The sequence below is a fragment of the Microbulbifer maximicatervae (SeqCode) genome (assembly GCF_052467325.1).
The window spans coordinates 1,223,843-1,250,779 of record NZ_CP174310.1; the positions used below are offsets into that span (position 1 = coordinate 1,223,843).

Annotated in this window: 25 protein-coding genes and 1 pseudogene; 14 read left to right on the top strand and 12 right to left on the bottom strand. The window is 47.8% G+C overall.

Annotated elements, in window-relative coordinates; all coding sequences use genetic code 11:
• Positions 1–18 precede the first annotated feature (18 nt).
• Entirely contained in the window at positions 19–351 is a 333-nt protein-coding gene (locus ACJJIE_RS05790) for a CatA-like O-acetyltransferase (RefSeq protein WP_444893885.1), read from the top strand.
• A 109-nt stretch (positions 352–460) separates the two neighbouring features.
• Here the strand turns inward: ACJJIE_RS05790 and ACJJIE_RS05795 are convergent, their stop codons facing one another.
• The 4 genes from ACJJIE_RS05795 to ACJJIE_RS05810 all read right to left on the bottom strand — a co-directional run bounded on the left by ACJJIE_RS05795 (position 461) and on the right by ACJJIE_RS05810 (position 5,265).
• Positions 461–1,018 carry a PepSY-associated TM helix domain-containing protein gene (locus ACJJIE_RS05795; protein ID WP_444893886.1) on the bottom strand — a complete coding sequence of 186 codons (558 nt, stop codon included), beginning with the start codon at positions 1,016–1,018 and terminating at the stop codon, positions 461–463.
• Between the two features lie 63 nt (positions 1,019–1,081).
• Positions 1,082–3,097, bottom strand: coding sequence for a TonB-dependent receptor (locus ACJJIE_RS05800; RefSeq protein ID WP_444893887.1), 2,016 nt, complete (start codon positions 3,095–3,097; stop codon positions 1,082–1,084).
• 105 nt (positions 3,098–3,202) lie between these two features.
• Entirely contained in the window at positions 3,203–4,570 is a 1,368-nt protein-coding gene (locus ACJJIE_RS05805) for a sensor histidine kinase (protein WP_444893888.1), read from the bottom strand.
• Complete coding sequence (locus ACJJIE_RS05810) at positions 4,567–5,265, bottom strand: response regulator transcription factor (RefSeq protein WP_282932805.1); 699 nt, start codon at positions 5,263–5,265, stop codon at positions 4,567–4,569. Before ACJJIE_RS05810 ends, ACJJIE_RS05805 begins: the two co-directional genes overlap by 4 nt.
• A gap of 229 nt (positions 5,266–5,494) precedes the next feature.
• On the opposite strand from ACJJIE_RS05810, the gene ACJJIE_RS05815 reads away from it, so the two are divergent.
• Entirely contained in the window at positions 5,495–5,833 is a 339-nt protein-coding gene (locus tag ACJJIE_RS05815; protein WP_282932806.1) for a hypothetical protein, read from the top strand.
• 70 nt (positions 5,834–5,903) lie between these two features.
• Here ACJJIE_RS05815 and ACJJIE_RS05820 read toward each other — a convergent pair whose 3' ends face one another.
• Positions 5,904–6,680: a CLCA_X family protein gene (locus ACJJIE_RS05820; RefSeq protein WP_282932807.1), complete on the bottom strand. Its 777-nt coding sequence runs from the start codon at positions 6,678–6,680 to the stop codon at positions 5,904–5,906.
• Positions 6,681–6,785: 105 nt separating this feature from the next.
• A complete protein-coding gene (locus tag ACJJIE_RS05825) occupies positions 6,786–7,667 on the bottom strand; it encodes a LysR family transcriptional regulator (RefSeq protein ID WP_282932808.1) in 882 nt (293 codons plus the stop codon).
• Between the two features lie 122 nt (positions 7,668–7,789).
• Here ACJJIE_RS05825 and ACJJIE_RS05830 point away from each other — a divergent pair, with 122 nt between their 5' ends.
• Entirely contained in the window at positions 7,790–8,464 is a 675-nt protein-coding gene (locus ACJJIE_RS05830; RefSeq protein ID WP_444893889.1) for a type 1 glutamine amidotransferase domain-containing protein, read from the top strand.
• Between the two features lie 50 nt (positions 8,465–8,514).
• Entirely contained in the window at positions 8,515–8,976 is a 462-nt protein-coding gene (locus tag ACJJIE_RS05835) for a DMT family transporter (protein WP_444893890.1), read from the top strand.
• Positions 8,977–9,546: 570 nt separating this feature from the next.
• Here ACJJIE_RS05835 and ACJJIE_RS05840 read toward each other — a convergent pair.
• The 3 genes and pseudogenes from ACJJIE_RS05840 to ACJJIE_RS05850 form a co-directional block, all read right to left on the bottom strand.
• Positions 9,547–10,176, bottom strand: a complete 630-nt coding sequence (locus ACJJIE_RS05840) for an anaerobic ribonucleoside-triphosphate reductase activating protein (protein ID WP_444893891.1) — start codon at positions 10,174–10,176, stop codon at positions 9,547–9,549.
• Positions 10,169–12,442: pseudogene (locus tag ACJJIE_RS05845) on the bottom strand (ribonucleoside triphosphate reductase). The gene ACJJIE_RS05840 and the pseudogene ACJJIE_RS05845 overlap by 8 nt, the downstream one beginning before the upstream one ends.
• Before the next feature lie 188 nt (positions 12,443–12,630).
• Entirely contained in the window at positions 12,631–13,521 is an 891-nt protein-coding gene (locus tag ACJJIE_RS05850) for a LysR substrate-binding domain-containing protein (RefSeq protein WP_444893892.1), read from the bottom strand.
• A 122-nt stretch (positions 13,522–13,643) separates the two neighbouring features.
• On the opposite strand from ACJJIE_RS05850, the gene ACJJIE_RS05855 reads away from it, so the two are divergent.
• The 4 genes from ACJJIE_RS05855 to ACJJIE_RS05870 all read left to right on the top strand — a co-directional run bounded on the left by ACJJIE_RS05855 (position 13,644) and on the right by ACJJIE_RS05870 (position 16,699).
• A complete protein-coding gene (locus ACJJIE_RS05855) occupies positions 13,644–14,336 on the top strand; it encodes an FMN-dependent NADH-azoreductase (protein ID WP_444893893.1) in 693 nt (230 codons plus the stop codon).
• Positions 14,337–14,898: 562 nt separating this feature from the next.
• Complete coding sequence (locus ACJJIE_RS05860; protein ID WP_444893894.1) at positions 14,899–15,498, top strand: HD domain-containing protein; 600 nt, start codon at positions 14,899–14,901, stop codon at positions 15,496–15,498.
• Between the two features lie 8 nt (positions 15,499–15,506).
• Complete coding sequence (locus tag ACJJIE_RS05865) at positions 15,507–16,295, top strand: YwqG family protein (RefSeq protein WP_444893895.1); 789 nt, start codon at positions 15,507–15,509, stop codon at positions 16,293–16,295.
• A gap of 32 nt (positions 16,296–16,327) precedes the next feature.
• A complete protein-coding gene (locus ACJJIE_RS05870) occupies positions 16,328–16,699 on the top strand; it encodes a VanZ family protein (RefSeq protein ID WP_413665805.1) in 372 nt (123 codons plus the stop codon).
• A gap of 7 nt (positions 16,700–16,706) precedes the next feature.
• Here the strand turns inward: ACJJIE_RS05870 and ACJJIE_RS05875 are convergent, their stop codons facing one another.
• Both ACJJIE_RS05875 and ACJJIE_RS05880 read right to left on the bottom strand, forming a co-directional pair.
• Positions 16,707–19,151, bottom strand: coding sequence for an ATP-dependent DNA helicase (locus tag ACJJIE_RS05875; protein WP_444893896.1), 2,445 nt, complete (start codon positions 19,149–19,151; stop codon positions 16,707–16,709).
• A complete protein-coding gene (locus ACJJIE_RS05880) occupies positions 19,142–20,803 on the bottom strand; it encodes a VRR-NUC domain-containing protein (protein WP_444893897.1) in 1,662 nt (553 codons plus the stop codon). Before ACJJIE_RS05880 ends, ACJJIE_RS05875 begins: the two co-directional genes overlap by 10 nt.
• Positions 20,804–21,071: 268 nt before the next feature.
• On the opposite strand from ACJJIE_RS05880, the gene ACJJIE_RS05885 reads away from it, so the two are divergent.
• Positions 21,072–22,217 carry a hypothetical protein gene (locus ACJJIE_RS05885; protein WP_444893898.1) on the top strand — a complete coding sequence of 382 codons (1,146 nt, stop codon included), beginning with the start codon at positions 21,072–21,074 and terminating at the stop codon, positions 22,215–22,217.
• Between the two features lie 37 nt (positions 22,218–22,254).
• Here the strand turns inward: ACJJIE_RS05885 and ACJJIE_RS05890 are convergent, their stop codons facing one another.
• A complete protein-coding gene (locus ACJJIE_RS05890; protein ID WP_444893899.1) occupies positions 22,255–22,686 on the bottom strand; it encodes a hypothetical protein in 432 nt (143 codons plus the stop codon).
• A gap of 422 nt (positions 22,687–23,108) precedes the next feature.
• On the opposite strand from ACJJIE_RS05890, the gene ACJJIE_RS05895 reads away from it, so the two are divergent.
• From ACJJIE_RS05895 to ACJJIE_RS05915, 5 genes are all read left to right on the top strand, one after another.
• A complete protein-coding gene (locus ACJJIE_RS05895; protein ID WP_282932823.1) occupies positions 23,109–23,540 on the top strand; it encodes a hypothetical protein in 432 nt (143 codons plus the stop codon).
• Positions 23,541–23,701: 161 nt separating this feature from the next.
• Positions 23,702–24,823 carry a 4Fe-4S dicluster domain-containing protein gene (locus ACJJIE_RS05900; RefSeq protein ID WP_444893900.1) on the top strand — a complete coding sequence of 374 codons (1,122 nt, stop codon included), beginning with the start codon at positions 23,702–23,704 and terminating at the stop codon, positions 24,821–24,823.
• Complete coding sequence (locus ACJJIE_RS05905; RefSeq protein ID WP_444893901.1) at positions 24,820–25,308, top strand: cyclic nucleotide-binding domain-containing protein; 489 nt, start codon at positions 24,820–24,822, stop codon at positions 25,306–25,308. Before ACJJIE_RS05900 ends, ACJJIE_RS05905 begins: the two co-directional genes overlap by 4 nt.
• Positions 25,298–26,107: an FAD/NAD(P)-binding protein gene (locus tag ACJJIE_RS05910; RefSeq protein WP_444893902.1), complete on the top strand. Its 810-nt coding sequence runs from the start codon at positions 25,298–25,300 to the stop codon at positions 26,105–26,107. The genes ACJJIE_RS05905 and ACJJIE_RS05910 overlap by 11 nt, the downstream gene beginning before the upstream one ends.
• A complete protein-coding gene (locus ACJJIE_RS05915; RefSeq protein WP_444893903.1) occupies positions 26,083–26,901 on the top strand; it encodes an NADH-quinone oxidoreductase subunit B family protein in 819 nt (272 codons plus the stop codon). The genes ACJJIE_RS05910 and ACJJIE_RS05915 overlap by 25 nt, the downstream gene beginning before the upstream one ends.
• Positions 26,902–26,937: the final 36 nt, after the last annotated feature.

The following is a 26,937-nucleotide window of genomic DNA, read 5'->3' on the forward strand; positions in this document are numbered from 1 at the left end:
TGGAGTTGACCACAACAAATGGAGAGGAGTCTGACGGAGTTCGTACACAAGACAAAAGAGCTTTCATTGTCGCAAACTGAGCACCTCCCTGTCGAAAAGTTTATAAACCGCCATGATATTCTGAATATTAGCAGCTACCCCTGGGGAGATTTTTTCAGCCTACAGGTAAAACCGGTACAGAAAGAAAACTGTGACCCTGGAATACCTTTTATTGCCTGGGGGAAATATCAAAGTCAGGAGGGACGTCTTATCACCTCGTTATATAGTGAAGTGAACCACTGTTTTTTAGATGGTATTCATCTCTATCAATTTAAACAGCAGTTAGAAGATAAGATTTGTCAACTGGCCTAAGGTCACCTGGCTGGATTTGGGGCCTGTGAGTTACCCTGAAACATCTGTATCGCGGGCCTTTCAGGCCCGTAGGGATTATTCAAAGGCCCCTTGGCTAAAAGCTCCTCATTCAGCCCCCAATAAAAAAGGCAACTACCAGGGCAATGAATCCCAATGAAGTAAATTGAACAGCGGCTTTCCTGAATTTTGGTACCGCAAAGGCAACTACTAACCCACTAATCAGGCTAAATAGTAGGCTGGCACCGAGCATAATAGCTGAGAACCAGAAAAGCGGCCCGGCATGACCTTTATGTATCAGCAGAAACTGATGCCATAGGTCGTGCTCCTTTACATGGAGTATCGCAGATTGCTTGTCTTCGCTTGGCTCCAAATAGACTTGGCGCTTGTAGCCATACCAACCAATCCACCCATCTTCCAAATAAAAATCTGCTGGTAGTGCCACCTCTGCAGGCTGCACAATTGGAGATATAACATTTAGAGTTTCTTGCTCATTGTTGGGTAAACCCTTCGGAAGGGAAACGGTGTACTCAATTTGTTCATCGACACCACCCTCAATATCAAATAGGTAGAGTACGCCAGTGGCGATATACAAAATAGCAATGGGTAAAAAAAAGCAGGAAAAATAGGTGTGGAGTTTGATCCACAGTAAACGGTTTCTGGATTTCATAGGCAATAAAGGGCCCAATACAAATGTACTGGGCCCAGATCGTAAATAAAAAATAAGAGGAAATTAGAAACGGTAGTCAACTGATAGTCTGATATCTCGACCTGCCTCGTATAACCCGGCTACGATACCCCAACCATCAATGCCACTATAATCCGCTACACTGGAATGGTCGCGGTAGTGCTCATTAAGAAGGTTTTGAATCGCTAAATTAACATTCAGGCGATCATCTGCAAGAGGCTCCCAGTGCAAGTAAAGATCGTGTACCTGGTAACCCGGCTTATCCACTGTTTGGGTGCTATCGATCCAGCCAATTTCAACTGCACGCTGTAAAACCTCAATATCATTCAGGTCTTGTACCAGAGTGTAGTTCCAACCTAATTCTAACTTGGGTGTAAAGGCGTAAGTGGCAGTCAGGTTCCAGGTATCGCCACGGGCATTTGCCAAGCCGTTGTGTTCATAGCCCTCAACGGTATATCCATTAAGTTCCGAATCGCTATGACTGAAAGCAGCACTGAGTGACAACTTGTCCCAAGCGTAAGAGGCGCTAAGCTCAAAACCTTCAGTCTCCAGTTCGCCAATATTTTCGTAGTAAGTACCACTTCCAAGCTGATCGAGAATAACATCATCGATTGTACTGCGGTAAATAGCAGCTTTTAGCCCAAGGCCATCCTGAAGGTATTCCAGCCCAAGTTCGGTATTGTCAACGGTCTCAGCATCCAGGTCAGGATCAATCACTGCCGACTCTAGAGTAAATCCATCTCCAACCTCCTTGCCGCGCATAGCTGTTGCATGGCCAGCAGTGAGGGTGAGGGCATCAGTAATCGAATAGCTCATGCCGATATTGGGGCTGAAACCCTGGCTATCGGTCTCATCATCATAGGTAACCTGTTCCAGCTGGTATTCGTCATAGCGCACTCCAAAGCTCAACAATAGTGCGTCGGTTGCCTGCCAATGATCCTGAACATAAGCGCTGAGAATTTGGCCTTCCTCGCTGTAGGAGATACCAATATAGGGTTCAGAGAGGTAACGGCTCTCCACTTCATCTTCACGGCCCTCCACACCATAAGTGATAGTGTGTTGTCCGATATTGCTGGTATTTCGCAAATCAAAGCCAAGGGACTCTACCGAAGCGCCGTACTTGCCCCATCGATCGTAGACATTTTGCTCCATCTCTGAGTTAGTGTGATAAACCGTAGTTTCCAGGTTAATCAGAGCACTGGGAGAAAATTGATGGTTGGCAACAAACGTTTGGCGCTCAGCATCCATTGGATAGAGTGTTTGCCCCTCATAGGCAGGCCAATTGGGGCGTTGGCTGAGTTCTCCAGATTCATTCCGTTGCTCAAAACTGACGCTCAGCTTTTGATTCTCAGATACATCACCACTCAATTTCATGAAGGCGAGGTCCTGATCAGAAGCGGTGCCATAGATGGTGTTGCCGTCACCATCTTCCATATTCTCGTGCTCAATGGTCACAAATGACCCTAGAAGCCCCCAGTTTTCAGTAATCTTCCCGTAAATTGAGGCACTGGCTTTTTGGCCATCATTACTAAAGACACCGCCTTTCACTATTGCCCCAAACTGTTCACCCTCGTCAAGCAGGTCATCGGCATCTTTCGTTTCAAAGCGGATTGCACCTCCGATCGCACCAGCACCGCTGGTAGCTTCGCCTGCGCCAGCCTGTACTTCAACTTTCTGCAATAACTCCGGCTCTATCGATACCCGGCCAATATGATGGAAGAGGGTGCCGGTTTGTGGCGCGCCATCTACCGTAACATTGAGAAGAGTGTCTTCCATCCCGCGAATATAAACTTTCTGTGCGATACCCAGTGATCCACCAACAGATACGGATGGTATCTGGCGAAAAATATCACTAAGATCATTTGCCTGCTGCTTATCAAGTTCTTCAGGCGTAATCTCAGTATCCGTTGCTACACCGACAACTACTACGGTTTCCATCGGGGTTTCAGCGGTATCTTCTGGTTCCTGCGCTTCCTGTGCCTGGCTGATGCCAGAGGCCAGGGCGCTGGATACCATCAAGGGGAGTAACGCGTACTTATTGTGAGAAATATTGCGGGCCATGTGGTGTCCTTCACAGAGTTACCTATTTGCTAATGCGAATTATTCCTATTGGCGCTTACAAAGTACAGCAGTGTTGCATTTGTTACATTTGATGGCGATTTCAGCTTACGAAGGCTCCAAACACTCGGAAAACTGCGTGGGAAGTGTGACCCTCATACTTAAACCCCCAGCGGATCGATTGGAGGCTCTAATTGTTGCGCCTACACTATTCAGCTGGCGTCGTGCTAGGGCTAGGCCAAGTCCAAAATTCTTCGATTTTGAAGTTCGTGATTGATCGGCCCTAAAGAAGGGCTTAAAAATATTGTCCAGTAAAGCTTCCGGTACACCAGGGCCCGAGTCTTCAATATCAATAATGACTTGGTCTTTCCCAGTTTTCTCCAGAAGGATGTGAACAGCTTGTCCCGCAGGGGTATAGCGCATCGCATTGCGCAAGATATTTTCCAGTGCCTGGCCAACAGCCTGATGATTGGATTTCCTTATTTTCGCTGAGTCCGGCAAGTGGGTACAGATAGTGCGATTTGGGAATTCAAAGCGGGCATCCTCGACAATCACATCAATAAGGTCTACCAAGTCCAGGTCTTCGGTACCTATAGAGGGTTGCTCATTATCTAGCCAGGCAAGGGTAAGAGTATCCTCCACCAAACGTCGAATATGGGCAGACTCCCTTTGAATTCTCCGGATATTTCTATCGTCCGAATAGCGGGTGCCGGCGCCCTCTATCGCAATATCCAAGCGGGTAAGAGGAGTTCTTAATTCATGGGAAAGATCAGCGATCAGTTGCCGCTGGTTGACAATTTGCTCGCCTATCCGGGTTGCCATCTGATCAAAGGTTTTGGCCAGTTCGGAAATCTCATCGTCACGGCTGCCCAACTGATGGTGGACTCGCACATCAAAATTCCCCCGGCTGAATTCCCGTGTTGCCTGCTCCAGCTTTCGCAAGGGATGCATAATATGACGATAAAGCATCAGGGATACCAGCGCTAAAATGCCCATCGGCAGTAGTATCTGCATCATTAGTCGAGTGGTTTGCCAGTAGCCACCGGGGCGCATCCTGTCAGGGAGCAGTATCAATAAGCTGGTTCTCTCGGTTGTAAACGGGATTTCCATTACCGGATTGTCTTCGAAATACAGGTGGACCTTCCAATCCACATCGCGGCCGAGATTATATCCAATGTACCGATGCTCATTCCCTCGCTCACCTGCGATATGGGTTACTTCATACTGAGTAACAGTGGCCCAGGTATCCTCCCGCTCCTGAAGCACTTTCAGCCATTGTTCCAATCCGGCTTTGTCGCCAGAAAGAAAGCGCATCTCTGCTTCTTTGCCCCACTGCTTTAACTCCTGCCGATGAGAGGGGTCCAGTAAACTCATCTGCTCTTCAGTACGGATGGTGAGGGAGTTAATAAGATAGAAGAGGGTGACAATACCGGACGTAATCAGCAGACAGAGTTTCCAAAGAAGTTTCCGGTTCATTTCAAGCAGTACCCCTTGCCGTGTACCGTCTGTAACCGATCCCCTCGCCAGCCAGCACCAGTCAATTTGCGCCTGACCCGACTAAGGTGCATGTCCAAGCTGCGATCATAGGCACCCAGGGTGCGATTGAGGACCTGCTGGGAAAGATATGCCTTGCTCAAAACTTCACCACGATGTATTGCCAATTCCCATAGCAACTTAAATTGAGCAGCTGTGAATTCAATAGGCTGGCCACCTGCGAATACCTGCAGGGCATTCAAATCAAGCCGAAGATTATCGATCTCGGTGTAGTGGACGCTCTCTGCCTGAGCTGGCTGACTTCGGCGTAATAAGGCCTCAATTCTCAGTAAAAGCTCAGTCTGGTTAAAAGGTTTAGCCACATAATCATCTGCCCCGTAGCGCAGGCCAGTGATCCTTTCCTCTTCAGCCCCTTTAGCGGTGAGAATAATGACCGGCACCTGACTGGATTTACGCAAAATCTTGAGCAGGGAAATACCATCCATTTCTGGCAGCATTAGATCGAGTAAAATTAACTGCGGTTGTTGCTTTGCGGCTTCCAATAGCGCGGTATTCCCGTCAAAGCAGGCATTCACTTGATACCCTGCATCTTGGATCATTTCGCTGAGCTGATCGTTTAGGCCTCGATCGTCTTCGACGATTAGGATATTGAATTGTGAGGGCGATTTTTGGCTCATGAAGACCTAGTTGACTATTTATTAAGCACAAAAGAAATGTAAATTGGTGGAAGATACCACAGGAAATATAAATTATTGGCATGAGATTGTTTAATAACAACAAAGATCGGAAGTTAGAAGTTGACATGCGGCCCCAACTTGACAAATATCGAGAGCCACTTTTATACCTTCTATAACAAATAAGGATAAAAAGCCTAATGTAAGTAAATTACACAAAGGAAGAGGTTTTATGAGCAAGTGGACAAAGTGGAAATCATTTCCTGACCCGAGGAAAAATGAGCTGATAACCGCCCCTTTTGGCGCAGGAGTCTATGTTTTAAGGAATAGGAAGACTAAAGAGTTTGTTCTATTTGGCAGAGGAAAGAACTGTGCTTTTAGAATGTCTAGCTTATTACCAAAAGAGCTTGGATCAGGAACTAGAAATAATTTAGAGAAACGGGATTATATTTTAAATAATATCAGTCAAATAGAATATTGCTGCCTTCCTTGTGAGAACATAAATATAGCCAGGGAGGAAGAAAAGTCGTTGAAAGATGATAAAAGCAGAACGTATTTATTTCCTACTTAAGCATATTTCATGTTTTAGTAATTTTCGGATTTCGTACATGATACTGAATTCGCATCGATCATTTAGTACTCTATTCAGCCAATAGAGCTCTCCCAAGGAAAGTAAAATACCTATTAAAGGCTTGATTAATTCTCTGTCGTTGCTCTCCCTGTGGATACAGTCCCAACTTCGCCTCTTGGCTAGCCTTTGAGCCAGCAACCAAAAAATTATTGTTGATACTGGCATCCTGAATAAATGCTTCAAAGGCCCGGGCACTCAGCTCCACAGGCTCACTGTAGTAGACAGAACCATTTGCTTTATCGGCACTGATGGAAGCAGTCACCAAGTCACTGGGGTTATTACCACTCTCATCCAGCATCACAGTTTTAAAGCACGCAAAAAGTAAGTCATTGAGCGGGTGGGGTACTGGAGTTGCATTCCGTAACCAGGCCTCTGAGGCATACATGGTACTGGACGTGTCACTGAACGCTTTTTGGGCCAAGTAATGATCAAATGCATGAAACCATTCATGGGCAATGGAGCCAGGCCCCGCATTCTTGGCAAGAGAAAAGCTCCGGGCAGTAGGGTCATAAAAGGCAGCCATCCCTGGGCGCCCGCCGATTCCATATTGAAAAGACAATGTACCTCGGAGGGATACCAATGCTTCCGGTCCTTGAAGAATGGTCATTAGATCAACAAGTGCATCATAAAAAAGCCCAGCGGCCCGATCGCGCTCCTCGCGAGTGACCCATCGGCCAACAGCAATAGAGCGAAAGCCGAATCGCTTCCTGACATCCACAAACGAAACGGGTTGTCGTTGCTGGGTTGCAGTGTGACCACTGCGATAAAATGCCCTGGTCAGGACCATAATCAATGCCAGTCGATTGGAGGGGGGTGGATATTAATCCTCCAGATTGAAGGCTTGCAAGAAGTGGGGAGTGCTTCTATTCCTGTCAACGAATCCAATCGCTTTCTATTCCACCCAGTCAGAAAAGTAATCAACCAAATAGTCAATCGCCATTCGCGCTCGCATGGGTAAAAAGCGACGATTCTGATACACGATCCAGCTACTGGCGCCGCGCCCACAAAAAGATTCCAAGATGGGCTCGAGTAAGCCCTGTTGAATTGAACCACTAAAGCTGCTTTTGGGCATATAAGCTATACCCAGGCCTTGCTCGCAAGCTTTCACGATCGCATGGGCATTATTTGTTCTCCAGCGCCCACTAACCTTTACGCTTACAGGCTCTCCATTCAGGTCAAAAACCCATTCATCATTGTTGGCCACCAAGCAACTCTGAGTTTTTAGTTGGTCAGGGTGATTGGGAATACCATTCTCTTTCAGGTAACTCGGGCTTGCGACAGCCATCATTTGGCGGTCGGCCAGTTTACGAGCAACTAAGCCGGAATCCTCAAGGCGACCATAGCGTATGGCAAAATCAATCCCATCCTCGACGAAATTGACCATCCTGCTATTGAAGTCCATGTCGATTTTCAACCCCGGGTGTTTCAAGCCAAAGTCCATCAGGGCAGGGGCAACATATTGCTCAGCAAAGATACCAGCTCCGCTAACTCTTAGTGTTCCATTGAGCTGAAACTGTTGCTGGCTAACCTGCTCATTCGCCTGTTGCAGGCCTATCACTAACTCTTTACAGCGCTGGTAATAGGCGGTCCCAGCCTGAGTCAGACTTACCTGACGTGTTGAGCGGGCCAAAAGGGATGAGCCCAAGCGCTCCTCCAGGCGGGAGACCTGCCTACTCACATGGCTAGTACTGCAGCCAAGTTGCTTGGCAGCCGCTGAGAAACCTTGGCTTTCTGCCACCGCTACAAACTCGACTATGCCGTCAAAATTTTCCATGTTTCTCAAACTCGATTGTTGCCATTCTGCAAAGGTATTTAACAGGTTTTACGCATTATCAGCAGAACAGGGACAGTCTACAATCCCTCCCCACTGAATGCTGACCAACAGAGGAAAGAAACATGAAGAAAGTACTTATACCAGTGACCAACCACGCCACCCTTGGTGAAACTGACCAGGCAAATGGCACCTACTCACCTGAGTTGACTCACGCGATTCACGTATTTATGGAGAGTGGTCTCGACTATGACATCGCCTCTATTAAAGGGGGGAAAGCACCACTCTATGGCACTGACATCGAAGGTGACGACATCAACCAAATGGTGCTTAATGATTCAGATTTCCAAAACCGTATCAATAACACCATCCCTATGAGCCAGCTGAATACTGCAGACTATGATGCAGTATTCTACCCCGGCGGATTTGGTCTGCTTTCTGACTTGGCAACGAACGAAGACTTCGCAAAGCTAAGTGCCGAGATCTACGAAGAGGGTGGCACATTGGCCGCAGTGTGCCACGGCCCCGCTGGTTTCCTGCCTATCACCCTGAGCAATGGCGAAAAGCTTTTGGATAGCAAGTCTGTCACCGGCTTCACTCGTGAGGAGGAGATTGACTTCGGCACCATTAATGACATCCCATTTTTACTGGAAGAATCTTTGGCGAGGGGCGCTGCCCGCTACAACAAAGTACAACCTTGGCAGGAGTTTGTTATTGAAGATGGGCGAGTGATTAGTGGCCAAAACCCGGCAAGTGCGCACGGTGTTGGTGTTGCTATCGCCAAACAGCTTGCCAGCTAATACATGGCCTGGCCGGCCCCTCTGGGGTCGGCTCGTGATTCTAAGTAGAGGTGTCCCGTAGTGCAAAATGCAGTTATCTACCCGTCTCTAATGCTTATTGCAGGCATTGGTATACCGTTATTGCAACGCTGAATAGTGGTCTCGGTATTAAGCTTGGTAGTTCAGCCCTGGCAACTACACTGCTATTTCTCGTTTGGCTTGTAATCTCCGCGGCTTATCTCTTGAAAACGGAGGGGTTACCCAGTGCTGTTTTTAGCAAAGGTATTGCCTGGTACTTTTACTTGGGTGGGATTCTGGTGGCTTTCTATATATTGAGTGTGACTTGGGTGTCGCCAAGGTATGGTGTGGGTAATGCGGTATCTTTCGTTCTTCTAGGGCAACTGCTCGCCATTAGCGTTATCGACCTTTTTGGGTTACTGGGTACGCAGCAAACCAGCTTGGATACCAAGCGCCTTATTGGTCTTGCCATGATGGTTATTGGCGTACTGTTGGTAGTAAAGCGCACGTCTTAAGGAGCCTCTGAATAATTCCGTGATACCCCTGCAAGCCCTGAAGGGCGGGCCTTGAAGGCCACAAAGGGCTACGGCCATTCACGGCGAGCTGCGCCTAACATCTGCAGCCTTCAAGACCCGCAAAGGCATTACGGAATTATTCAGAGGCTCCTTAATTTCACAATACAAATCGTTATGTACTGAGAGCATATGGCTAATTTAATCGTTATGGCAAAAGTCACAGTCTGCCCACAATATACTTCTCAGGCATCAGCACTTTTAATCGAGCTGGCATATAAGTCAGAACAAGAGTCTGGCTGTTTATCTTATAAAATTTTACCCATCACTGGATGAAGGCAATATTTTCACCACCCTGGAATTATGAGGGTCTCCAGAGGCCGAGGCCCAGCATTGGAACACCGATCACTTAAAGAACATTTTTGCAAAACTAGCTTACATTCTTGTTACAGCGGCAAAAATTGAGAAATATAGCGAAGTTATAAGCACCTTAAGCTAAGCTGACCGCAAGTTATTTTAATACTCATGTAATATTTAGTTACTTAGATATTGAACTTATCTGTGAGTATTAGCTTAACAAGTCATAAATTTAAGTGTCTGATCTATCGCTTGCTCACTATTGCAGCGCTGGACCTCCAACTTTTCAATACCAATACCACTAAGTTTCTCTCGTATTTGGTTCAGTTCAACATCAGTTGTAAGGCTCGGGTGCCTGGTAAGGCGCACTTGCAGAGGTATCTTGGACTGAGCAAGAAGCTCCGCACATTGCCAGGGGGCCACGCCACTGCCATCAACACCCGTAATGGAAGGGTAGTTTTCCGGCATCGCCTTGATATCCAACCCCACCCAATCAAGACTTTGGATCAGGCGTTCCAGCTTGCGGGGGTAGATTCCCGCAGTATGAAGCCCGACCTTGAATCCCAGATCCTTAACTTGGGCAATCGCCGGTTCCAGGGCACTCTGGGCGGTGGGTTCTCCACCGGAAAACACAACGGCATCCAGCAAGCCCCGGCGACTGTCTAAAAATGTGAGGATCTGATCCCAGTCATAGGCACTGGGTGCTCGCGCAGGTAACAGATCGCCGTTATGGCAGTAGCGGCAGCGCCAGGGGCATCCCTGGCAAAAAACCACCGCTGCCAACTCGCCGGGGAAGTCGATTGCCGTAAACGACGTGAATCCACCGACACGTAACTTATTACTCATAAGTTTTTAGTGCATTCCTACTGTTGTCCGCCACAAAGAATTGGCGCTCCCGGTGCTCTGATTGTTTTCCCGGATTCCAAAATGAAACTGGGCGGTGGTACCCCATTACCCGGCTCCATACCTCGCAGCGGGTGCGATCTTCTTCTCTCAATAAAGTGTCTTGTTGGCTCATGGTCTTTCTCCTTGAAAGTATGGTTTAGTCGCTACAGCAGGATTGCTCTCGGGCCAGGAGAGCTTCGTCGCAGCGAGGGCAGAATTCGTGTTCGCCACTCAGATATCCATGGACCGGGCAAATTGAAAAGCTCGGCGTCACGGTGATATAGGGCAGGCGGTAGTTTTCCAGAGCACGCCGCAGCAAGCGGCGGCAACTATCGGTATCAGGCAACTGCTCGCCCAAATAAAGATGAAGTACAGTGCCACCGGTGTAACGGGATTGGAGGGATTCCTGTCGGGCCAGGGCCTCGAAGGGATCATCGGTAAAGCCCACCGGCAGCTGGGATGAATTGGTGTAGTAGGGCGCTTCACTACTACCTGCCTGCATAATATCTGGGTAACGTTTGCGATCTTCGCGGGCAAACCGATAAGTAGTGCCCTCTGCCGGAGTTGCCTCCAGGTTGTAGAGATGCCCGGTTTGTTCCTGGAATTCAGTCATGCGCATGCGGATATGGTCGAGTAATTGCTCGGCCAGTGCTTTCCCATCTTCCGTAACCACACTTTCGTTGTCACAACTAAAGTTTCTCAGCATTTCATTGATGCCGTTCACCCCGATCGTGGAGAAGTGGTTGCGTAGAGTCCCCAGGTAGCGGCGAGTGTAGGGAAACAGACCTGCATCCATATGCCGCTGGATGACTTTCCGTTTCACTTCAAGTGAATCACGGGCAAGTATCAGCAGTTTGTCCAGCTGGGAGAGCAGAAGCTGCCAGTTTCCTTTATAGAGATATCCAAGGCGGGCACAGTTGATAGTTACTACGCCGAGCGAACCTGTCTGTTCGGCGGAGCCAAAGAGGCCGTTACCACGCTTTAACAATTCGCGTAGATCAAGCTGTAAGCGGCAGCACATGGAGCGAACCATGTTTGGGCTCAAGTCTGAATTTATAAAGTTTTGGAAATAGGGCAGACCGTAGCGAGCAGTCATGGCAAACAGCCGCTCAGCATTTTCGCTCTCCCAAGGGAAATCCTCACTGATGTTGTATGTGGGAATAGGGAAGGTGAATACCCTACCGCGTGCATCCCCCTCGCTCATGACTTCGATATAGGCGCGGTTGATTAGATCCATTTCTTCTTGCAGGTCGCCATAGGTGAAAGGCATTTCCTGACCGGCAATCACAGGCACCTGCTCGCGTAAATCCTGGGGGCAAACCCAATCGAAAGTGAGATTAGTAAAGGGGGTCTGGGTACCCCAGCGGGATGGCACATTCAGGTTAAAGATCAGCTCCTGAATGCACTGGCGTACGGTCGCGTAGTCTAGCTGGTCCTTGCGCACAAAAGGTGCAAGATAGGTATCGAAAGAGCTAAATGCCTGCGCGCCCGCCCATTCGTTTTGAAGTGTTCCAAGAAAGTTAACAATCTGTCCGACCGCGCTGGTCAAGTGGGCCGGCGGTGCTGATTCGACTTTTCCCGGAACACCATTCAACCCTTCATGTAATAGGGTGCGCAGCGACCAACCTGCACAATATCCAGCCAACATATCCAGGTCGTGGATGTGTAAATCGCCATCCCGGTGTGCTGCGCCGATCTCAGGGGAATAAACATGATTTAACCAATAGTTGGCAATCATTTTACCTGCGCTGTTCAGGATCAATCCCCCGAGGGAATATCCCTGGTTCGCATTGGCTGCAACTCGCCAATCCGCTTGCTCTAAATACTCTTCAATAGAAGCACCGACATCCACCAGTGTTTGCCGATCAGTGCGCATTTGCGCATGCCGCCCCCGATAAGCGATATAGGCGCGAGCAGTATCAATGTAATCGTTATTGATCAATACCTGTTCAGCAATATTCTGAATCTCTTCAATATCAATGGGCTCACCACTATCAAAGCGGTGCTTGATCACTTTAAGGACAGATTCGGTAAGTTGTTCCGCTTCCTGTTGATCAAAAGATTCCGTTGCCTGGCCAGCACTGAGAAGAGCCAGGGTGATCCTGCGAGCATCAAAAGCCAGTGTCCTGCCATCTCGCTTACGCACCAACAGTTGATCTGAATTTACCTGCGAAATCTGTTCTGAAGCTGGTGCGGCTTCGCTGTCGGGTATAGCGGTACTGGTCATCGGACTTCCTCACAATTTGTGGGGAGAGCATATCGAAGAGACAGGAACGCCAATTGATCCAGATCACTATATATGGCGCATTGATTAATAGATGAACACAATATGTTGTGCTCTTGGTGTGAGCTTAGATTAGGTACATACCTACTCTCGGCAAGTCCGAAGGCGAGTTCAGTGCCAGTCGGATGTACCTAACTATAGGGAGAATCGCGAAGTGCTTCCTTCAGCCAGGTTACGAAAGCCAACACATTTCCATTTCTTGAATGGCGGCCAGGTATTAATGCGGAATAGGTAAATCCCTCAATCCCTGAAAACTTGGAGCCTCCTCTAAAAGGAACCAGCCATTGATTGCGCAAAGGATTTTGAACAAGAAGCGAACTTACTAGCGCAATACCCTGGCCAGCTAGGGCTGCCTGGATCACATGATGCTCCTGGTCAAACTGCCGCACGCGAATGCCATCAAGTTTTCTTTTGAGGAGAGTTTGCCAGTTCAGCGGTGGAAGTGATGAGTTGACCCATTTTGTTTCCAGAAGTTGAGCTTCAGAAATATCCCTAATCTGAGTCAGGTAGCTTGGTGCAGCGTAGACACCGATTGTTTCGGTGACCAAGTGGAGAGCATTTTTTGTACTTTCATCATATTTCCCATACCGAATAGCGACGTCGATGCGTCTATCTCGCTCGATATCACTCACTTCTTCCCCGGTCACTACTGAAACAACGATATCTGGAAATTTCTGATAAAAATTCTCCAGATGGGGCACAAGCCACATAGCAGCAAAGCTTGATGTAGCACTGACGGTCAGTGTTTTCTTTGAACTCGTTATTTCATTCACAGCTTCAGCGAGCTGCTGAAAAATTTGAGAGGTAGTTTGAGCGAGCATCCGCCCCTCACTGGTCAACTGCACGGCACGGGTTTTGCGCTCGAATAATGTTGTGCCCAGGGATTCTTCCAAACCCTTTATCTGATGTGATACGGCTGTCGGCGTTATAAAGAGTTCTTCCGCAGCTCTCTTGAAACTGCCCAGTCTGGCGGCGGCATCGAATACTTTGAGGGCGTGGAGGGAGGGTAGGTTTGGGTACACCGATCAGAATCTCTTATAGATGAGTTTTCCTCATCTATAAGAAGGAATAACTCGTTTGTCAAGGATACTCCCCAGCATCACCATAGATGAACCTTCAGACGGTTTAGTAAAGGTTCCAGACTATGAAAACACTATTACATATTGACGCTAGTGCCCAGAAGTGGGGCGGCTTAGCAGCACCACAAGACAGTGCGAATATCCCCAGGCATACCTCAATCTCCAAAGCAGTTGCCGCGAGTTTTGTAAGCAGCTGGCTAGAAAAGAGGCCTAAAGATAAAGTTATCCATAGAGATGTCGGTTTAAACCCACCAGGCTTTATTAATCAAGATTGGATTGCCTCTGTTTTTACGCCTGAAGCGGATCGCACCAAGGAGCAGCAGTCCTTGGTCGCGCTTTCTGACACCTTGATTGATGAGCTATCCCAGGCGGATATCATTGTCATATCCACTTCGATGTATAACTACGGCATGCCTGCCGCACTCAAGGCCTGGTTCGATCAAGTTGTTCGTATCAACAAGACGTTCACCTTTGATTTAGACCGTGGTGACTTCCCCTTAGAGCCTATTATGTCTGGCAAAAAGCTGGTGCTAATCACCTCTGCCGGAGAGTTTGGCTTTGGACAAGGAGGAATCCGTGAACAAATGAATCATCTGGGGCCACATATCCGAACCTTAAGCCACTATTTGGGGGTTGAGGAGTTCCATGAAATCAATGCGGAGTACCAAGAATTTGCTGATGAAAGGCACCGGGATTCGATTAAACGAGCTTTCCTCAAAACCCAGGAGTTAACCGCAACGTTGGCTAACTGCCTTTAAAGTTTGCCTACCAAAGCTGGCTTGCCTCCCCAATGAAGTGGCCAACGGCTTGTCAGAGTGGCCTCCCGATACTTACTATGGGGAATAGGCGCAAATAGAGTCTTTACCAGTTCTCAATTTGCATCCTGGTACAAAAGTAAATAAGAATCTGAGGATTCATGAAGCAGCGGGTATTTGGCAATTCATCGGACGACAACGGGAATATTACTTTAGCCTCTGGGAACAATTGCCGGTTGATCAGGGTTCGCAGAGACTTAATACCGAATTACCACCTCTTGGTTTTTCCAAAATCCCAGGGAGAACCAAGTAAGGAGGAGGTTAGTGAGATGGTTTCACTTGGCATTGAGCATGCAAGAAGCATTGCCGAATCAATAGTCGGTGACCCAGAAGCCTATACTCTCCTTTACAGTGGTTATAGTGCTCGACGGGAAAAAGGCTGGCATATTCATATCGTATTATTGGGGAATCGATGGAGAAAGGCATGGCTTTATTTGGTATTGGCAGGGAAAAACATTTTACAAGCTACGGGTTTTCGGAAAGATGACGCTCCGAGGGTTAGCCAATGAACCAAAATAGATGGCTCAACCTAATGGGGGCACTCAATCTTCCTGAATCACTTCAGTGCTTCGAAAAGTTAGTTTCTTCGTATGCAGAGAATCACAGGCATTATCATACAGGGCATCACATTGATGCGATGCTGAAGCACTTTGATAAAGTTGCAGAGCTTGCCGAGCACCCCCATGAGGTCGAGTTGGCTATCTGGTTTCACGATGCGATTTACAAGCCATTTTCCTCTAAGAATGAAGAAAACAGTGCTCTATGGGCAAAAAAGTTCCTGATCGATTCCGGGTATTGTCCCGCAGGAGTGGATAGGGTGTACCAATTGATTATGGCAACCTGCCACAATTACACGCCAGTTAGTATTGATGAAAAGCTAATTATCGACATTGACCTAACGATCCTGGGTGCTAGCACAAGCGTTTTCGAAGCTTATGAAAAACAAGTCCGTAAAGAATATCGACTGGTACCGATTATGATTTACAAAAAGAAACGCAGGGAACTATTAAAGGAATTTTTGTCTCAAGAGAGGCTTTATCACACTGATTACTTCTATGACAGATATGAAAAGCGTGCCAGGGCGAATATTGAAGGAAGTATATAGCGTTGTTATTGAAAGAACTTAAAGCGGTCGGTCTTGAAGCTTTTTTGAATGAAATAGAATCGCTGTGTGTTGAATGTACTACCGCTGAATTGTCTTCTGATATTATTGAGCAGGGCTCATCTAAGATTGGGGGGCACCCTGATGTCCCTGCTGACTTTGAGTGGCCATTCTATCGAGGTTTGCCTTTGGAGTTTCTCCTTCAGCTCAATTGCGCAGAAGTCAATTCACCTATCCTGCCATCGGCAGGCTACTTGCTCTTTTTTTACTGTGATGGAGTTTGGGCGGATGTGCGAGGTAAGGAAGACTTTATACGGATAATCTATATCCCAGCTGATGTAACACTCTCGAATCACCAGGCCCCCTGTATCCATAAAAAGCGCTTTGGGGGACTGTTAAAGCCAAAGAGACTACCTTCGATTTATCCTGAAAGTAAAATATCGTTCAAGCGCTCTTTTTCCCTTCCAGATTTAGGCGAGTATCCTTATGAGGAGTTAAAGATATTTGAAGAAGATGATTATTTACTTGATGCATATTGCACCCTGAAGGAAAACCTTACAGGATCAAAATTACTCCAAATTTCTGGTTACCCCAATCCAGTACAGTACGATGGTATTACTGAAGATGCGGCAAGGGTTATGGGTAAAGGCAAAGCTGAAGATTGGCAGTTGCTATTGGAACTCAATAGTCTTGGTGGCTTTATGTGGGGAGATGCAGGAAGATTGTATTTCTCTATACACAATGAAGACCTTGCGCAATTGAAGTTCTCAGATGTTTGGATGCAGATGCAGTGCCACTAGGCTAACAATGTAACCCTAATTAGTAAGTACTAATGATAATTCAACTTCCCTTAAGGCTCGTCTACAACTATTGGATTCTGCTAACAGTGGTGTTTTTGTGCATTATTACGAGCCTATCCCTGTTTCCGCTTCCCGAAGTACCCAATATACCCGGCACCGACAAAACCAATCACTTAATTGCCTATAGTGCACTGATGTTCCCCGTCGCCCTGCGCAGGCCTAGTTACTGGTGGCTAATAGGGTTATTTTTTGTACTGTGGAGCGGTGGCATAGAGTTGCTCCAACCTTACGTGAATCGTACAGGTGAGTGGTTGGATTTCGCGGCCAATACGGCGGGGATATTGAGCGGCACGCTTATCGCTTGGGTGTTGGGAAAGTTCGGGTTAAGGGAGAGAAATTCCTAAACCTGATTTAGCTTAAACTCCAGAACTGCTCCAAGTTGCCCGTTAATTGATCGGTGTTGCGACAAACCGCCGCTTGCCAGTGCTCTGGAAAAAGCTGCCAATAAAAAGGTTCTGAAAAGCGGCTATCTACCAGAATGATCACACCTTTATCAGATTCGGAACGTATAACCCGACCGGCGGTTTGCAGTACGCGAGTCACCCCTGGATAGCGGTAGGCGATGTCAAATCCATGGATGCCAGTGGTTTCCGCAGCATCGCGCTGTAGCTCCCGCTCAACATTAACTTGCGGGAGCCCAGTACCGACGATAATAGCGCCAACCAGCTTCTCCCCAACATAGTCAATGCCTTCACCAAAGATGCCCCCCATAATGGCAAACCCAAGGCGCTTGTTACCTTCGTTGAATCCAGACAAAAACTCAGCGCGCTCTGTCTCTCCCTGTCCCGGCAGCTGTTGTAATAAGGACACTTCCGGGAATCTCGCCTTAAAACTCTCAGCAACTTGCTCCAGGTAACGATAAGAGGGAAAAAATACCAGGTAATTTCCTGCTCGGCTGTAAACGGTACGGGAAATAATGTCGATGAGGCTCTCTATTGAGCGTTCGCGGGCTTGGTAGCGCGTATCTATATATGGACACAGGAAGACGCCCTGTTGCTGCGGCTGAAAAGGCGAGGGCAGTCTTAGGTAGGGCGACTCATGCTCTACACCCAGTTGACTAAATATATAGCCGGCTGGGCGCAAAGTCGCAGAGAAGAGTATAGCGGCTTGGTTTTGCTGATAGGATCGCTGTAAAAACTGTGCAGCATTTAAACAAAGTAGCTTAATTTCCTGCTCCTGCCAGAGAGCATCCCGGTCAATCACCCGTGTGACGACTTTATGCTGATTGGAAAGCTCCTGCTCAATAACGGCGTAACGATAGACAGACCTTAACCACTCCGCTATTTCTTCCGGGGGCGACTGAGAGCTTTCTGTAAGTTGGCTGACCGTGGAGAGCACTTTTTGCACTGCTCGGGAAACCGATTCTGGATTCTCTGCTTCACCTGTTGCTGCAGTGACCCAAACTTCACCCCCTTCAAAAGTACTGCGGCTTTGAGCTACACCAACTTCTTGCAATCGCTTGATCCAATTTTCAATTGCCCGAACCAGAGACTGGATACTTCTCCGCAATGTAGGAGAGTGCCCTTTGCAGGCATTAGCTGCGCGGCGACTATCACGGCGGGATAACTTTGCACTGTACATTTCCTGGGCGCGGTCGATCAAATTATGAGCTTCATCGACTAACAATGCGCGGCGATTGCGCTGGTCCTGAAAACTGGTCAGGCGTACCAAAGGGTCAAATACATAGTTGAAATCACATACCACCAAGTCTACCCAAGGCAATATTTGAAGGGAGAGTTCAAAGGGGCAGATCTGCTGCTGATCCGCCACATCAGCAATCTCTTTGGGAGTTAACTGGGGCCGGCCGAGCAGGGCATCCATTGCAATTGGAAGTCGATCATAAAATCCTCTTGTACGCGGACAGATGCCGTCATCATCACGGGTACAAAGCCCCAGGTTACAGGCACAGGTTTTTTCCCTTGCTTGAATTTCAAGTAAAGATAACTGCAAACCACTCGCCTGAAGTGCCTCAATGCTTTCCCGCACCATTTGCCGACCGGAATTCTTTGCGGTCAGGTAAACCAGCTGATCCAGTTTTTCCTCGCCAATTGCCTTTATGGCTGGGAATAGGGTGCTGATTGTCTTACCGGTTCCCGTTGGAGCTTCAGCCACCAGCTCACCACCGTCCCGGAAACACCGGTAGGCTTCCACTGCCAGTTGGCGCTGGCCGGGGCGGTATTGTGGAAAAGGGAAAGCGAGCTGTTTCGCCGTATCAATAAGCTGTTGCCGATGTTCCTGCCAAGCCCTGTGCCAACACAAATATTTTGTGAGAGCCTCAAGAGTGAAGGCCTCTAACTCACTAAAGCGGTACTCTATGCACTCTGGATAGGCCTTGCGCTCCTTGAGGTTATACCAGACAACTTGCAGGGCAACTGTATCTGTACCACCTGTAGCGTCTTCATTTACCAAGTGGCAATAGCCGTAAATTTTTAGCTGGGCCCAATGCAATTTCTTGGCGGCTTCGGGCAACTTCGATGGGGGTAAATAAGAGGTCTTAATTTCATCCAGCTGAGCCGGTTTATGCAAATCACTTTTCGGGTGAAAAATGTCAACCCGGCCGCTCAAAGTAACCTGCTGTTCCATCCAATCTATTTGGGTCTTGAGCTTGTATTCTGCCTCAGCGCCTTTGGGCCGCTGATTTTGTAGCTTCTGATGAGCCCGAATTCCTTCCTGGGCAGAGGGCCCAGAAGTTGGCTCCCGAATCAAATCCCCGCTGCGGCAGGAAAAAGCGACTAGCTCTCCCACAGAAAGATTCAAAGTCTCAGCCGACTCTAAGCTATCCAAAGCTAGTGCCATTCCACATGAATTACCCGATGAGGGATCGCCTCTTCAGCAAAAAATGCCAGCCAGCGTTCTTGGTTTTTTTGTAAGCGATCCCCAGGACCTTTAACTTCCACGAGTTCATAGTGACCGCAGGGAGTAAAGCAAATGAGGTCTGGCAGCCCATTTCTATTCTGTGTGATATCACTGAGCATGCGAGTGAAAATTGAACGCCAATGACTTGGTGGGATTCTATCCAGCGCCTTCTCAAGTAGTTCTGTAGACAAAGGCTCCCAAGTAACCAAAGGGTTGGCAATACCTTGTTTCTCTGCAAAGGTAGAGAGGACACGGGACTTCAAGGGCTCATGCTCTATTTCAGCCAATCGCTGGGTGAATAGCGCTTGACGGGAATAGTAAAAATCCGCGGTGCGAAAATCGGCTGGGGCTACCTGGAAGGGATTGAAAAAAGCACCAGGCACAGGTGCAAACAGTATGTCCCAAATATAGAGGCCCAACACACCGGTGAATAGGGTGTTCTCTACATAAAAACACTCACCACCGCTAGAACCTTCAAGGTGCTCTGCCACCAGTAGCTCAACACTGATTTCCCCCTGCGCCAAACTTACCACTTCAGTGGGGGCTTGGATTTTATGAGGTGCCTGCCAGTTATTGAGGCCTCCACTTCGTTTGGCTGTGCGGTAACCAAAGCTAAGAGCAAACTCTCTTTCTGCCTGGTCCATAGGGGAAGCTATTATTTCCTCGCATATTTCCAATGCTAGAGTGTCGTACCCTTGCTTTACGGCAATGCGTGCGCGGCGCTCACGGGCGGGAGGGGTTTTACAAAGTTGATATAGTGCATCGGCCTGCTCAAGAGCATTGAGCCGCTCAAGCTGCCGTGCCAACTTAAGACGTATTCTGTCCAGCCGACGAGCCAGGGTTGAGTCACCATCAATACCTTCTGGCAGTTGAGCAGATAAGGCTATTATGGCTTCTGCATCTTCCAGTAATGGCTCTTCTAACAGCTCCAGGCATTGATAGTAAAGCAGATACTGATCAATTTGTGCCCGGCTTTGAAAGGGGAGATTTTGCTTATCCAGCGGATAGGATTCATAGCGATAAAGCCCAAGATCCCGTAATACATAGTCGGTAAGGTCCTGGTTCAAGTTGCCAAAGTAGCACAGTTTGAAAGTCTGGAAATGCTCAGCACCCTGGACGGCTAGTACCCTGTGCTGAGAAAGCAACTTCACAAACCAGTCACTCGAACTGGAGTCTTCAAGCAATAGTTGCTCGAGGGAAGGCCGGCTGAGAGACTTGGGTATACCCATGGGTCCTGCCGCAAGCAATTCAGCTTTGGTAAATAGTGGTAGATATTCTTGTGCCGTTAAGACCGGATTAAAACAAAGTAGTCCAGCGCGATCCAAAACAGCTGCAGCACTTTCAATGCTCTCTATCTCACCATAGCTAAGCTTCCCCAGGCGGAAAAGCGATCCTCTAGAGGAAGGTACTCCTTTACGGGACAGCAAACGCACATAGAGCCGCTGACTATAGATATCCAACTCTTGGAAGGTTTTAAAAAAATTTTGCTCAGATGTGGTGATAAGCCAGGAATAATGTTGGCTAACAAATTCAATCAACGCTTTAAAGTTGTCCAGGTAGTAGCCCGTTGGCAATTCTATCGATTGGGTCATGGCACAAGCGCTAGTTTTTCGATCTATCTATCGTCGATACCGCACACCAGTTCCTTATGACATGATATGCAAATAATGAGGCAGAGGTTACTTTGGGGCTGTATGGTTATACAGCAAGTCGGCCCGGTGAACAAACAGCAACTTAAGCTTTCTTCTTAGTTATTCAGTCATTTTTTCCTATGGCGGCTCCCTAAATACTCATCCAGGCTTGCAGTCGAGGCTTATAAGCGGTCGCCCGATAAGATTTAACCAATAAGGGATTACCTCTATGAAAGTGACCACTTTTGTGACTGCAATCGCGCTATTTGCCGCCAGCATATCCCCTCTAGCTGATAATAATGTCACCCTGGTATTCCAAGAAGGTACTGGAAATAATGCAAATTCTGATCAGTCCGATGGCACTGTGGATAACAACTTGATTGTTCAGACCCAACTCGGAGATTTCAATGACTCGGATGCATCCCAAACTACGGGGACTTCCGAAAGTACTATCGAATTGGTACAGACGGGAAACTTGAATCAAGCCTCAGCGGTACAGCAAGACGGAACCCAGTTAACTTCAGCTCTCCTGAACCAAAATGGCAACGAAAATACAGCAACCTTTCTACAGGATGATGCTCAATTCAGCTCCTTCACCGGCACTCAGACTGGAGACTTAAACGACATCCAAATCCGACAACAGGTGGATGTTACTTCCAGTACACTCATTGCGTCCCAGCAGGGCATGTCGAACACAGTAGTTCTAGATCAACGCCTCGGAGTAGACAGCAGCACGGCAACCTACAGCCAGGCCGGTGATTCTAACTTTGCCAACCTAGACCAGGATAGAGATGTAACCTTTACTTTTGCTATGGCCAGCCAAACGGGTTCTTCCAATTTCATAGATATCGAGCAGGATGAGGTAGCCACCAGCAGTACAGCAATAGTTACACAAATCGGCAATTCGAATACTGGACGAGTAGAACAGGAAACCGATATGTCTGCTGCAACAGGCGTCATTACTCAAATTGGAAATAGCAACTTTACGTTGATGGATCAGGAAAATATCACTTCTAGCGTGGGCGAGGTTACCCAGTCGGGAACATCTAATAACGTAAATCTTGATCAAGGCAACGAAAATATCGTTGCGATAGAGGTTGTTTCCTGTATTACCCAAGTCAACCAAGACGGCTCTGCGAACACGGCAGAAATAGATCAAGGGCAAGACGGGGCTTTGTTCTCAAGCTCATTAGTATTGAGTCAGTTTGGTGATTCTAACTCTTCCCAAATCAATCAACATAGCGGTACTAGTAGCAGTATCCTGGTGACGCAAAATGGTGTCTCCAATATTCAAACAACCTTTCAGATTGGCAGCGGTGAAGTCGCGCTAACTACGCAAACTGGCACAGGTAATGTCGGCAATACCTTCCAATAACATACTAAAAAGGCGGTAAGTAAGTGGACTACTGATATTAGCTAAAATATCTCATTACTTTTTGATATTTGTAAACGATATACCAAGTAAAAAATATGACTGAAAGCCAAATCATAATAATGATTTGGTTTCTCAGTACCGACATATTGAAATCCCCTATAATAGAAAAAAATTCAAATACGTCGGTGGAAATTAAAATGGGTAAATAGAAACGCCATACATTTGAGGGAGCAATTCTTTTCGAAAAGGCCAGGCCAAACAGGGCAACAAAAAATACAACATATACCAATAGACTAAAAATCATCCACCAAATGGGGAGTTCCCACTCTTCAGCAGTGAAACCAAGATATTGGGAGTAGATTTCCAGAGGTGCAAGAATAAAAAAAAGTATCTTCCAACCCACACTAGGCTTGTAGTGCGGAATAGAGTCTGTAAGAGGGCTATCTGGTGCTTGATACATATTCTGCATCTCGAACTTCCTTATTATTCACCACTAATCCGGGTAGGTATCAATTACCAATCCGAAAGTTACTTCTCGCCATTCCCTGAGCTAAATTGAAGTGCTCATTATTTACCAGCTAGGTTCTGTGACTATCAAAATTTGAACAGCGAGGATATTGTCTGCAGCTTTAAAGTCAATACTTGGCACAAGTGTTTGTCGATAATGTGAGGCATCTCATCGCATAAATGTGACAATACAACCTGCTTCCTTACAGTGTTAACAAGGTAAAACTGAGATGTCAATCTATATAAGTTGCAGGGAAAACGGCAAAGAAAATTAGGTACCCCAATAGCAACCAAAAAGAATTGCTTAGCTGAGTACTAACTCATAGGATTGAGATGATCAGAAGCTTCTACGCTCTCAACGGCGACTCAAGATAAAGGCTAAGTGTGCAGAACCCCTACCAAGCTCCAGAAAGTGATCTCGATAGCACTCGTATCACCTATAGTCCCAGTGTAGGCTGGAAAATTGCTTTTTTTATCCTGCTTCCATTGGAGCTATATTCCCAATATACAGTCTTTACTGATGGCTCCACAGGCATTCCCTTTTGGTGGCTGGTAGTCAGCCTGACTGTATCCTCCCTTTTCTACGTAGTGTTGTTTGGGCTGGCGTTTGGCAAGAGAATAGGCTTCGAGCAACTCTGGATCTTCTTTATTCCAGTAATTGTGCTTATCGATATCTTCGAGTTTTCTTTACTCGCTATCAATCTAAACAAGCTTGGGGCAGATGTAGTACTTGTGATGGCGACCAGTGCGCCAGTTATTCTGCTTAGATGGTACGTAGTGTATAAATATCAGAAGGTTATGAAGTACTTTGGTTAGAGGGCAACACTTTCCCTTGATAAAGCCCAAAATAGTAGATATGTCTCTAAACTTTCTTCTTAATAATTTGGCACTTTTGTCTTAGTGCAATTCGCCGGTACAGACCTAAAAATCAGTAGATCACCAACTACTGCTCTTTCGGAGCCTGCTCTCGGCTATTCGTGGAAATACTTAAACTGGCAGCGAATGACCTGGATTGTTTGATTCAGGCAATTCGCAGTGAAGGTTACCAGCTCTTTGGCCCGATACTACATAACGGGGCTATTACCTATGGTGAGATTGAAACTTCCACAGATCTGCCCCAAGGATGGACGGATCAGCAAGAGGCGGGGCAATACCGGGTGGAGCGCCGCAATGACAAGGCTTATTTTGGCTACGCCGTTGGACCCCATTCCTGGAAGCAGTTTCTTCAGCTGCCCCAGCGCCAGCTCTGGAGCGCTAGCCGCTATGGAGAGGATGTCCAGATTCTGGAAATTGAAGAGCCTCCGGTCAAGTTAGCGTTTCTCGGTGTTCGCAGTTGCGAGCTACACGCCATTGCTATCCAGGACCGTGTCCTCGCACAGGGGGATTACGCCAACAGCAGCTATAAGGCACGTCGAGCTCAGCTGTTCACTATCGCTGTGGAGTGCACAACAGCAGCAAATACCTGCTTCTGTACCTCAATGAACACAGGCCCGCAGGTGCGACTGCCCAGTGATCTGGTAATCACCGAAGTTCTGACCTCCGATACCCACTTCTTCCTGATACGCTGCGGCAGCCCTCAAGGCAACAGAGTGTTAAAGCAATTACCCACTGTTGATGCCTCAGAAGCGGAGAAACAAGAGGGGCAAGCTGCCGTTCAGCAAGCCGAAAATCAAGTGAGTAACGGTCGCCGCAGCTTTGACAGCTCTGACCTGAAGACACTGCTTTATCGCAATTATGACAACCCAAACTGGGATAAAGTCGCGGAGCGCTGCCTCTCCTGCGCCAATTGCACTATGGCTTGCCCCACGTGCTTCTGCTCAACCGTTGAGGACACAACAGATTTAACCGGAAATGAAGCACAGCGCTGGGAGCGTTGGGATTCCTGCTTTACGGCTGAGTTGAGCTATTTGTCTGGCGGCCCGGTAAGAACGGATACCCGCAGCCGCTATCGGCAGTGGATGACTCACAAACTGGCCACTTGGTATGACCAATTTGACAGCTCTGGCTGTGTCGGCTGTGGACGTTGTATTACCTGGTGTCCAGTAGGCATCGATATCACGGAAGAGATACAGAATATTCGCGCCCAGGAACAAAAATGAAAGTTGTCACCACCTTACTCAAGGAGCACCCTTTCTTTACCGGGCTGGCAGACAAGGACCTGGCATTCCTCTCCGGGTGTACAAGCAATAGTCACTATAAAGAAGGCGAATACCTTGCCAGGGAAAACACTCCGGCTAGCCATTTCTTCTTAATTCGATCTGGACGTGTCGCCGTAGAAACCTTTGTCCCCAACTATGGGCCCCTTTGCCTGATGACACTGCACGGTGGAGATATATTCGGCTGGTCCTGGCTGTATCCTCCCTACTTGAGTGCTTTCGATGCCCGGGCCCTGACCTCAGTTCGCAGCCTTAAACTTGGCGGGCAGTGCCTCCGAGATAAATGCGAAAAAGAACCGAGACTCGGTTTCGAATTGATGAAACGGTTTACCAAAGTTGCTACAGAACGACTGCAGGCAGCACGAATACAGTTGTTGGACCTTTACGGGCCACATCCGTCACAGGGAATCCCTCGCTGTGATCCCTGAATTATGGCGTATTACTCATCGGCGCGAAGAATTTCCGGGCACTGTCACTCTATCCCTGACGCAAGTAGCTGGGACACCATCACCCATTCAGCCCGGGCAATTCAATATGCTTTATGCCTTTGGTGCCGGGGAGGCTGCTATCTCCTTGAGCGGCCCCAGTGCGTCATCCGCTGAGCCACTTACCCATACGATTAAAGGCCAGGGACTTGCAACCCAAGCGCTTTGCAAATTGGAAGTTGGTGCGCAACTGGGTATCCGGGGACCATTCGGGCAGGGGTGGCCAACTCACTTGGCGGAAAATCGCCCCCTAGTGATCATCACCGGCGGACTCGGGCTAGCGCCTTTGCGGCCCCTGATCTACAGCTTTCTTAACGGGCACTTGCCGGCCAGGAGCCTACAAGTTTTCTATGGGGCGCGTCGCCCCGAAGAAATGCTTTACCAGCCAGAGCTTGGTCACTGGCGCAGCTCATTTGAACTGGTGACATCTGTAGACCACGCCAGCACAGACTGGAACGGGCATATTGGTGTGATTACCGACCCTTTGCGTGTCACTCATTTGGAGTGCAATGATGCTTTAGTGTTTGTGTGTGGACCCGAGATCATGATGCGCTTTTGCATACAGGTTCTTCTCCATAAAGGTGTGACTGAATCCAATATCTATCTATCCATGGAGCGCAACATGAAGTGTGCCATTGGAATCTGCGGCCACTGCCAGTGGGGACCTAACTTTGTTTGTAAAGATGGCCCTGTCTTTTGCTACCGGGATATTCGCTCATGGTTTCAAATCAACAGCCTATAGCGAGTAGTAATCCTACCCCCAAGCTTGCCGTCTGGAAGTTCACCTCCTGTGATGGTTGCCAATTGAGCCTATTGGATTGCGAGGATGAGCTTCTCTCTTTGGCAGCCCAGGTAGATATCGCCTATTTCCTGGAGGCTTCCAGTGAGGTGAAAGAGGGTCCTTTTGATATCTCTCTCGTTGAAGGCTCCATTACCACGCCAGCAGATGAAGAGAGAATCCTAGAGGTCAGACGTCAGTCCCGCTTTCTAATCAGTATTGGCGCCTGTGCAACAGCTGGAGGGATTCAGGCACTTCGCAACTTTGCCGATGTGCAGGAGTTCACCGATGTGGTCTATGCCCACCCGGAATATATCGCCACTCTCAAGGAATCCACACCAATATCAGGGAGGGTAGCAGTGGACTTTGAGTTGCAGGGGTGTCCTATCAACAAGCATCAATTGCTTGAAGTAATCAGTGCATACCTGCACCGGCGAGCCCCCCAGATTGCCAATCACTCGGTGTGTATTGACTGCAAATTTCGCGGCAATGTTTGCATCTGGGTTGCCCATGGCACCCCCTGTATGGGGCCTGTTACACACGCAGGATGTGGCGCTATTTGCCCCAGTTACAACCGCGGTTGCTACGCTTGCTACGGTCCCAAGGAAAATCCCAACACCGAATCACTGTGCCACTGGTGGAATGAAAAACTAAATGTAGAAAATACTTTAATTGTTGAAAACCTCAGAAATTTCAATCCACTAGCACATTCTTTTAAAGTACAAAGTGAAGATAGACAAGAAGACGGGGAGCGTTAATTTCCCCAAACATTGGTGGTAAATCTGCCTCCAGGT

What these genes read in the sequence shown, in the direction of transcription:
- ACJJIE_RS05915 (WP_444893903.1), top strand. Translation starts at nt 26,083, where the DNA reads ATGGTTTCAAATCAACAGCCTATAGCGAGTAGTAATCCTACCCCCAAG.
- ACJJIE_RS05890 (WP_444893899.1), bottom strand. Translation starts at nt 22,686, where the DNA reads ATGCAGAATATGTATCAAGCACCAGATAGCCCTCTTACAGACTCTATT.
- ACJJIE_RS05885 (WP_444893898.1), top strand. Translation starts at nt 21,072, where the DNA reads ATGAAAGTGACCACTTTTGTGACTGCAATCGCGCTATTTGCCGCCAGC.
- ACJJIE_RS05805 (WP_444893888.1), bottom strand. Translation starts at nt 4,570, where the DNA reads ATGAACCGGAAACTTCTTTGGAAACTCTGTCTGCTGATTACGTCCGGT.
- ACJJIE_RS05800 (WP_444893887.1), bottom strand. Translation starts at nt 3,097, where the DNA reads ATGGCCCGCAATATTTCTCACAATAAGTACGCGTTACTCCCCTTGATG.
- ACJJIE_RS05855 (WP_444893893.1), top strand. Translation starts at nt 13,644, where the DNA reads ATGAAAACACTATTACATATTGACGCTAGTGCCCAGAAGTGGGGCGGC.
- ACJJIE_RS05810 (WP_282932805.1), bottom strand. Translation starts at nt 5,265, where the DNA reads ATGAGCCAAAAATCGCCCTCACAATTCAATATCCTAATCGTCGAAGAC.
- ACJJIE_RS05790 (WP_444893885.1), top strand. Translation starts at nt 19, where the DNA reads ATGGAGAGGAGTCTGACGGAGTTCGTACACAAGACAAAAGAGCTTTCA.
- ACJJIE_RS05840 (WP_444893891.1), bottom strand. Translation starts at nt 10,176, where the DNA reads ATGAGTAATAAGTTACGTGTCGGTGGATTCACGTCGTTTACGGCAATC.
- ACJJIE_RS05860 (WP_444893894.1), top strand. Translation starts at nt 14,899, where the DNA reads ATGAACCAAAATAGATGGCTCAACCTAATGGGGGCACTCAATCTTCCT.
- ACJJIE_RS05870 (WP_413665805.1), top strand. Translation starts at nt 16,328, where the DNA reads ATGATAATTCAACTTCCCTTAAGGCTCGTCTACAACTATTGGATTCTG.
- ACJJIE_RS05830 (WP_444893889.1), top strand. Translation starts at nt 7,790, where the DNA reads ATGAAGAAAGTACTTATACCAGTGACCAACCACGCCACCCTTGGTGAA.
- ACJJIE_RS05825 (WP_282932808.1), bottom strand. Translation starts at nt 7,667, where the DNA reads ATGGAAAATTTTGACGGCATAGTCGAGTTTGTAGCGGTGGCAGAAAGC.
- ACJJIE_RS05795 (WP_444893886.1), bottom strand. Translation starts at nt 1,018, where the DNA reads ATGAAATCCAGAAACCGTTTACTGTGGATCAAACTCCACACCTATTTT.
- ACJJIE_RS05880 (WP_444893897.1), bottom strand. Translation starts at nt 20,803, where the DNA reads ATGACCCAATCGATAGAATTGCCAACGGGCTACTACCTGGACAACTTT.
- ACJJIE_RS05815 (WP_282932806.1), top strand. Translation starts at nt 5,495, where the DNA reads ATGAGCAAGTGGACAAAGTGGAAATCATTTCCTGACCCGAGGAAAAAT.
- ACJJIE_RS05905 (WP_444893901.1), top strand. Translation starts at nt 24,820, where the DNA reads ATGAAAGTTGTCACCACCTTACTCAAGGAGCACCCTTTCTTTACCGGG.
- ACJJIE_RS05875 (WP_444893896.1), bottom strand. Translation starts at nt 19,151, where the DNA reads ATGGCACTAGCTTTGGATAGCTTAGAGTCGGCTGAGACTTTGAATCTT.
- ACJJIE_RS05820 (WP_282932807.1), bottom strand. Translation starts at nt 6,680, where the DNA reads ATGGTCCTGACCAGGGCATTTTATCGCAGTGGTCACACTGCAACCCAG.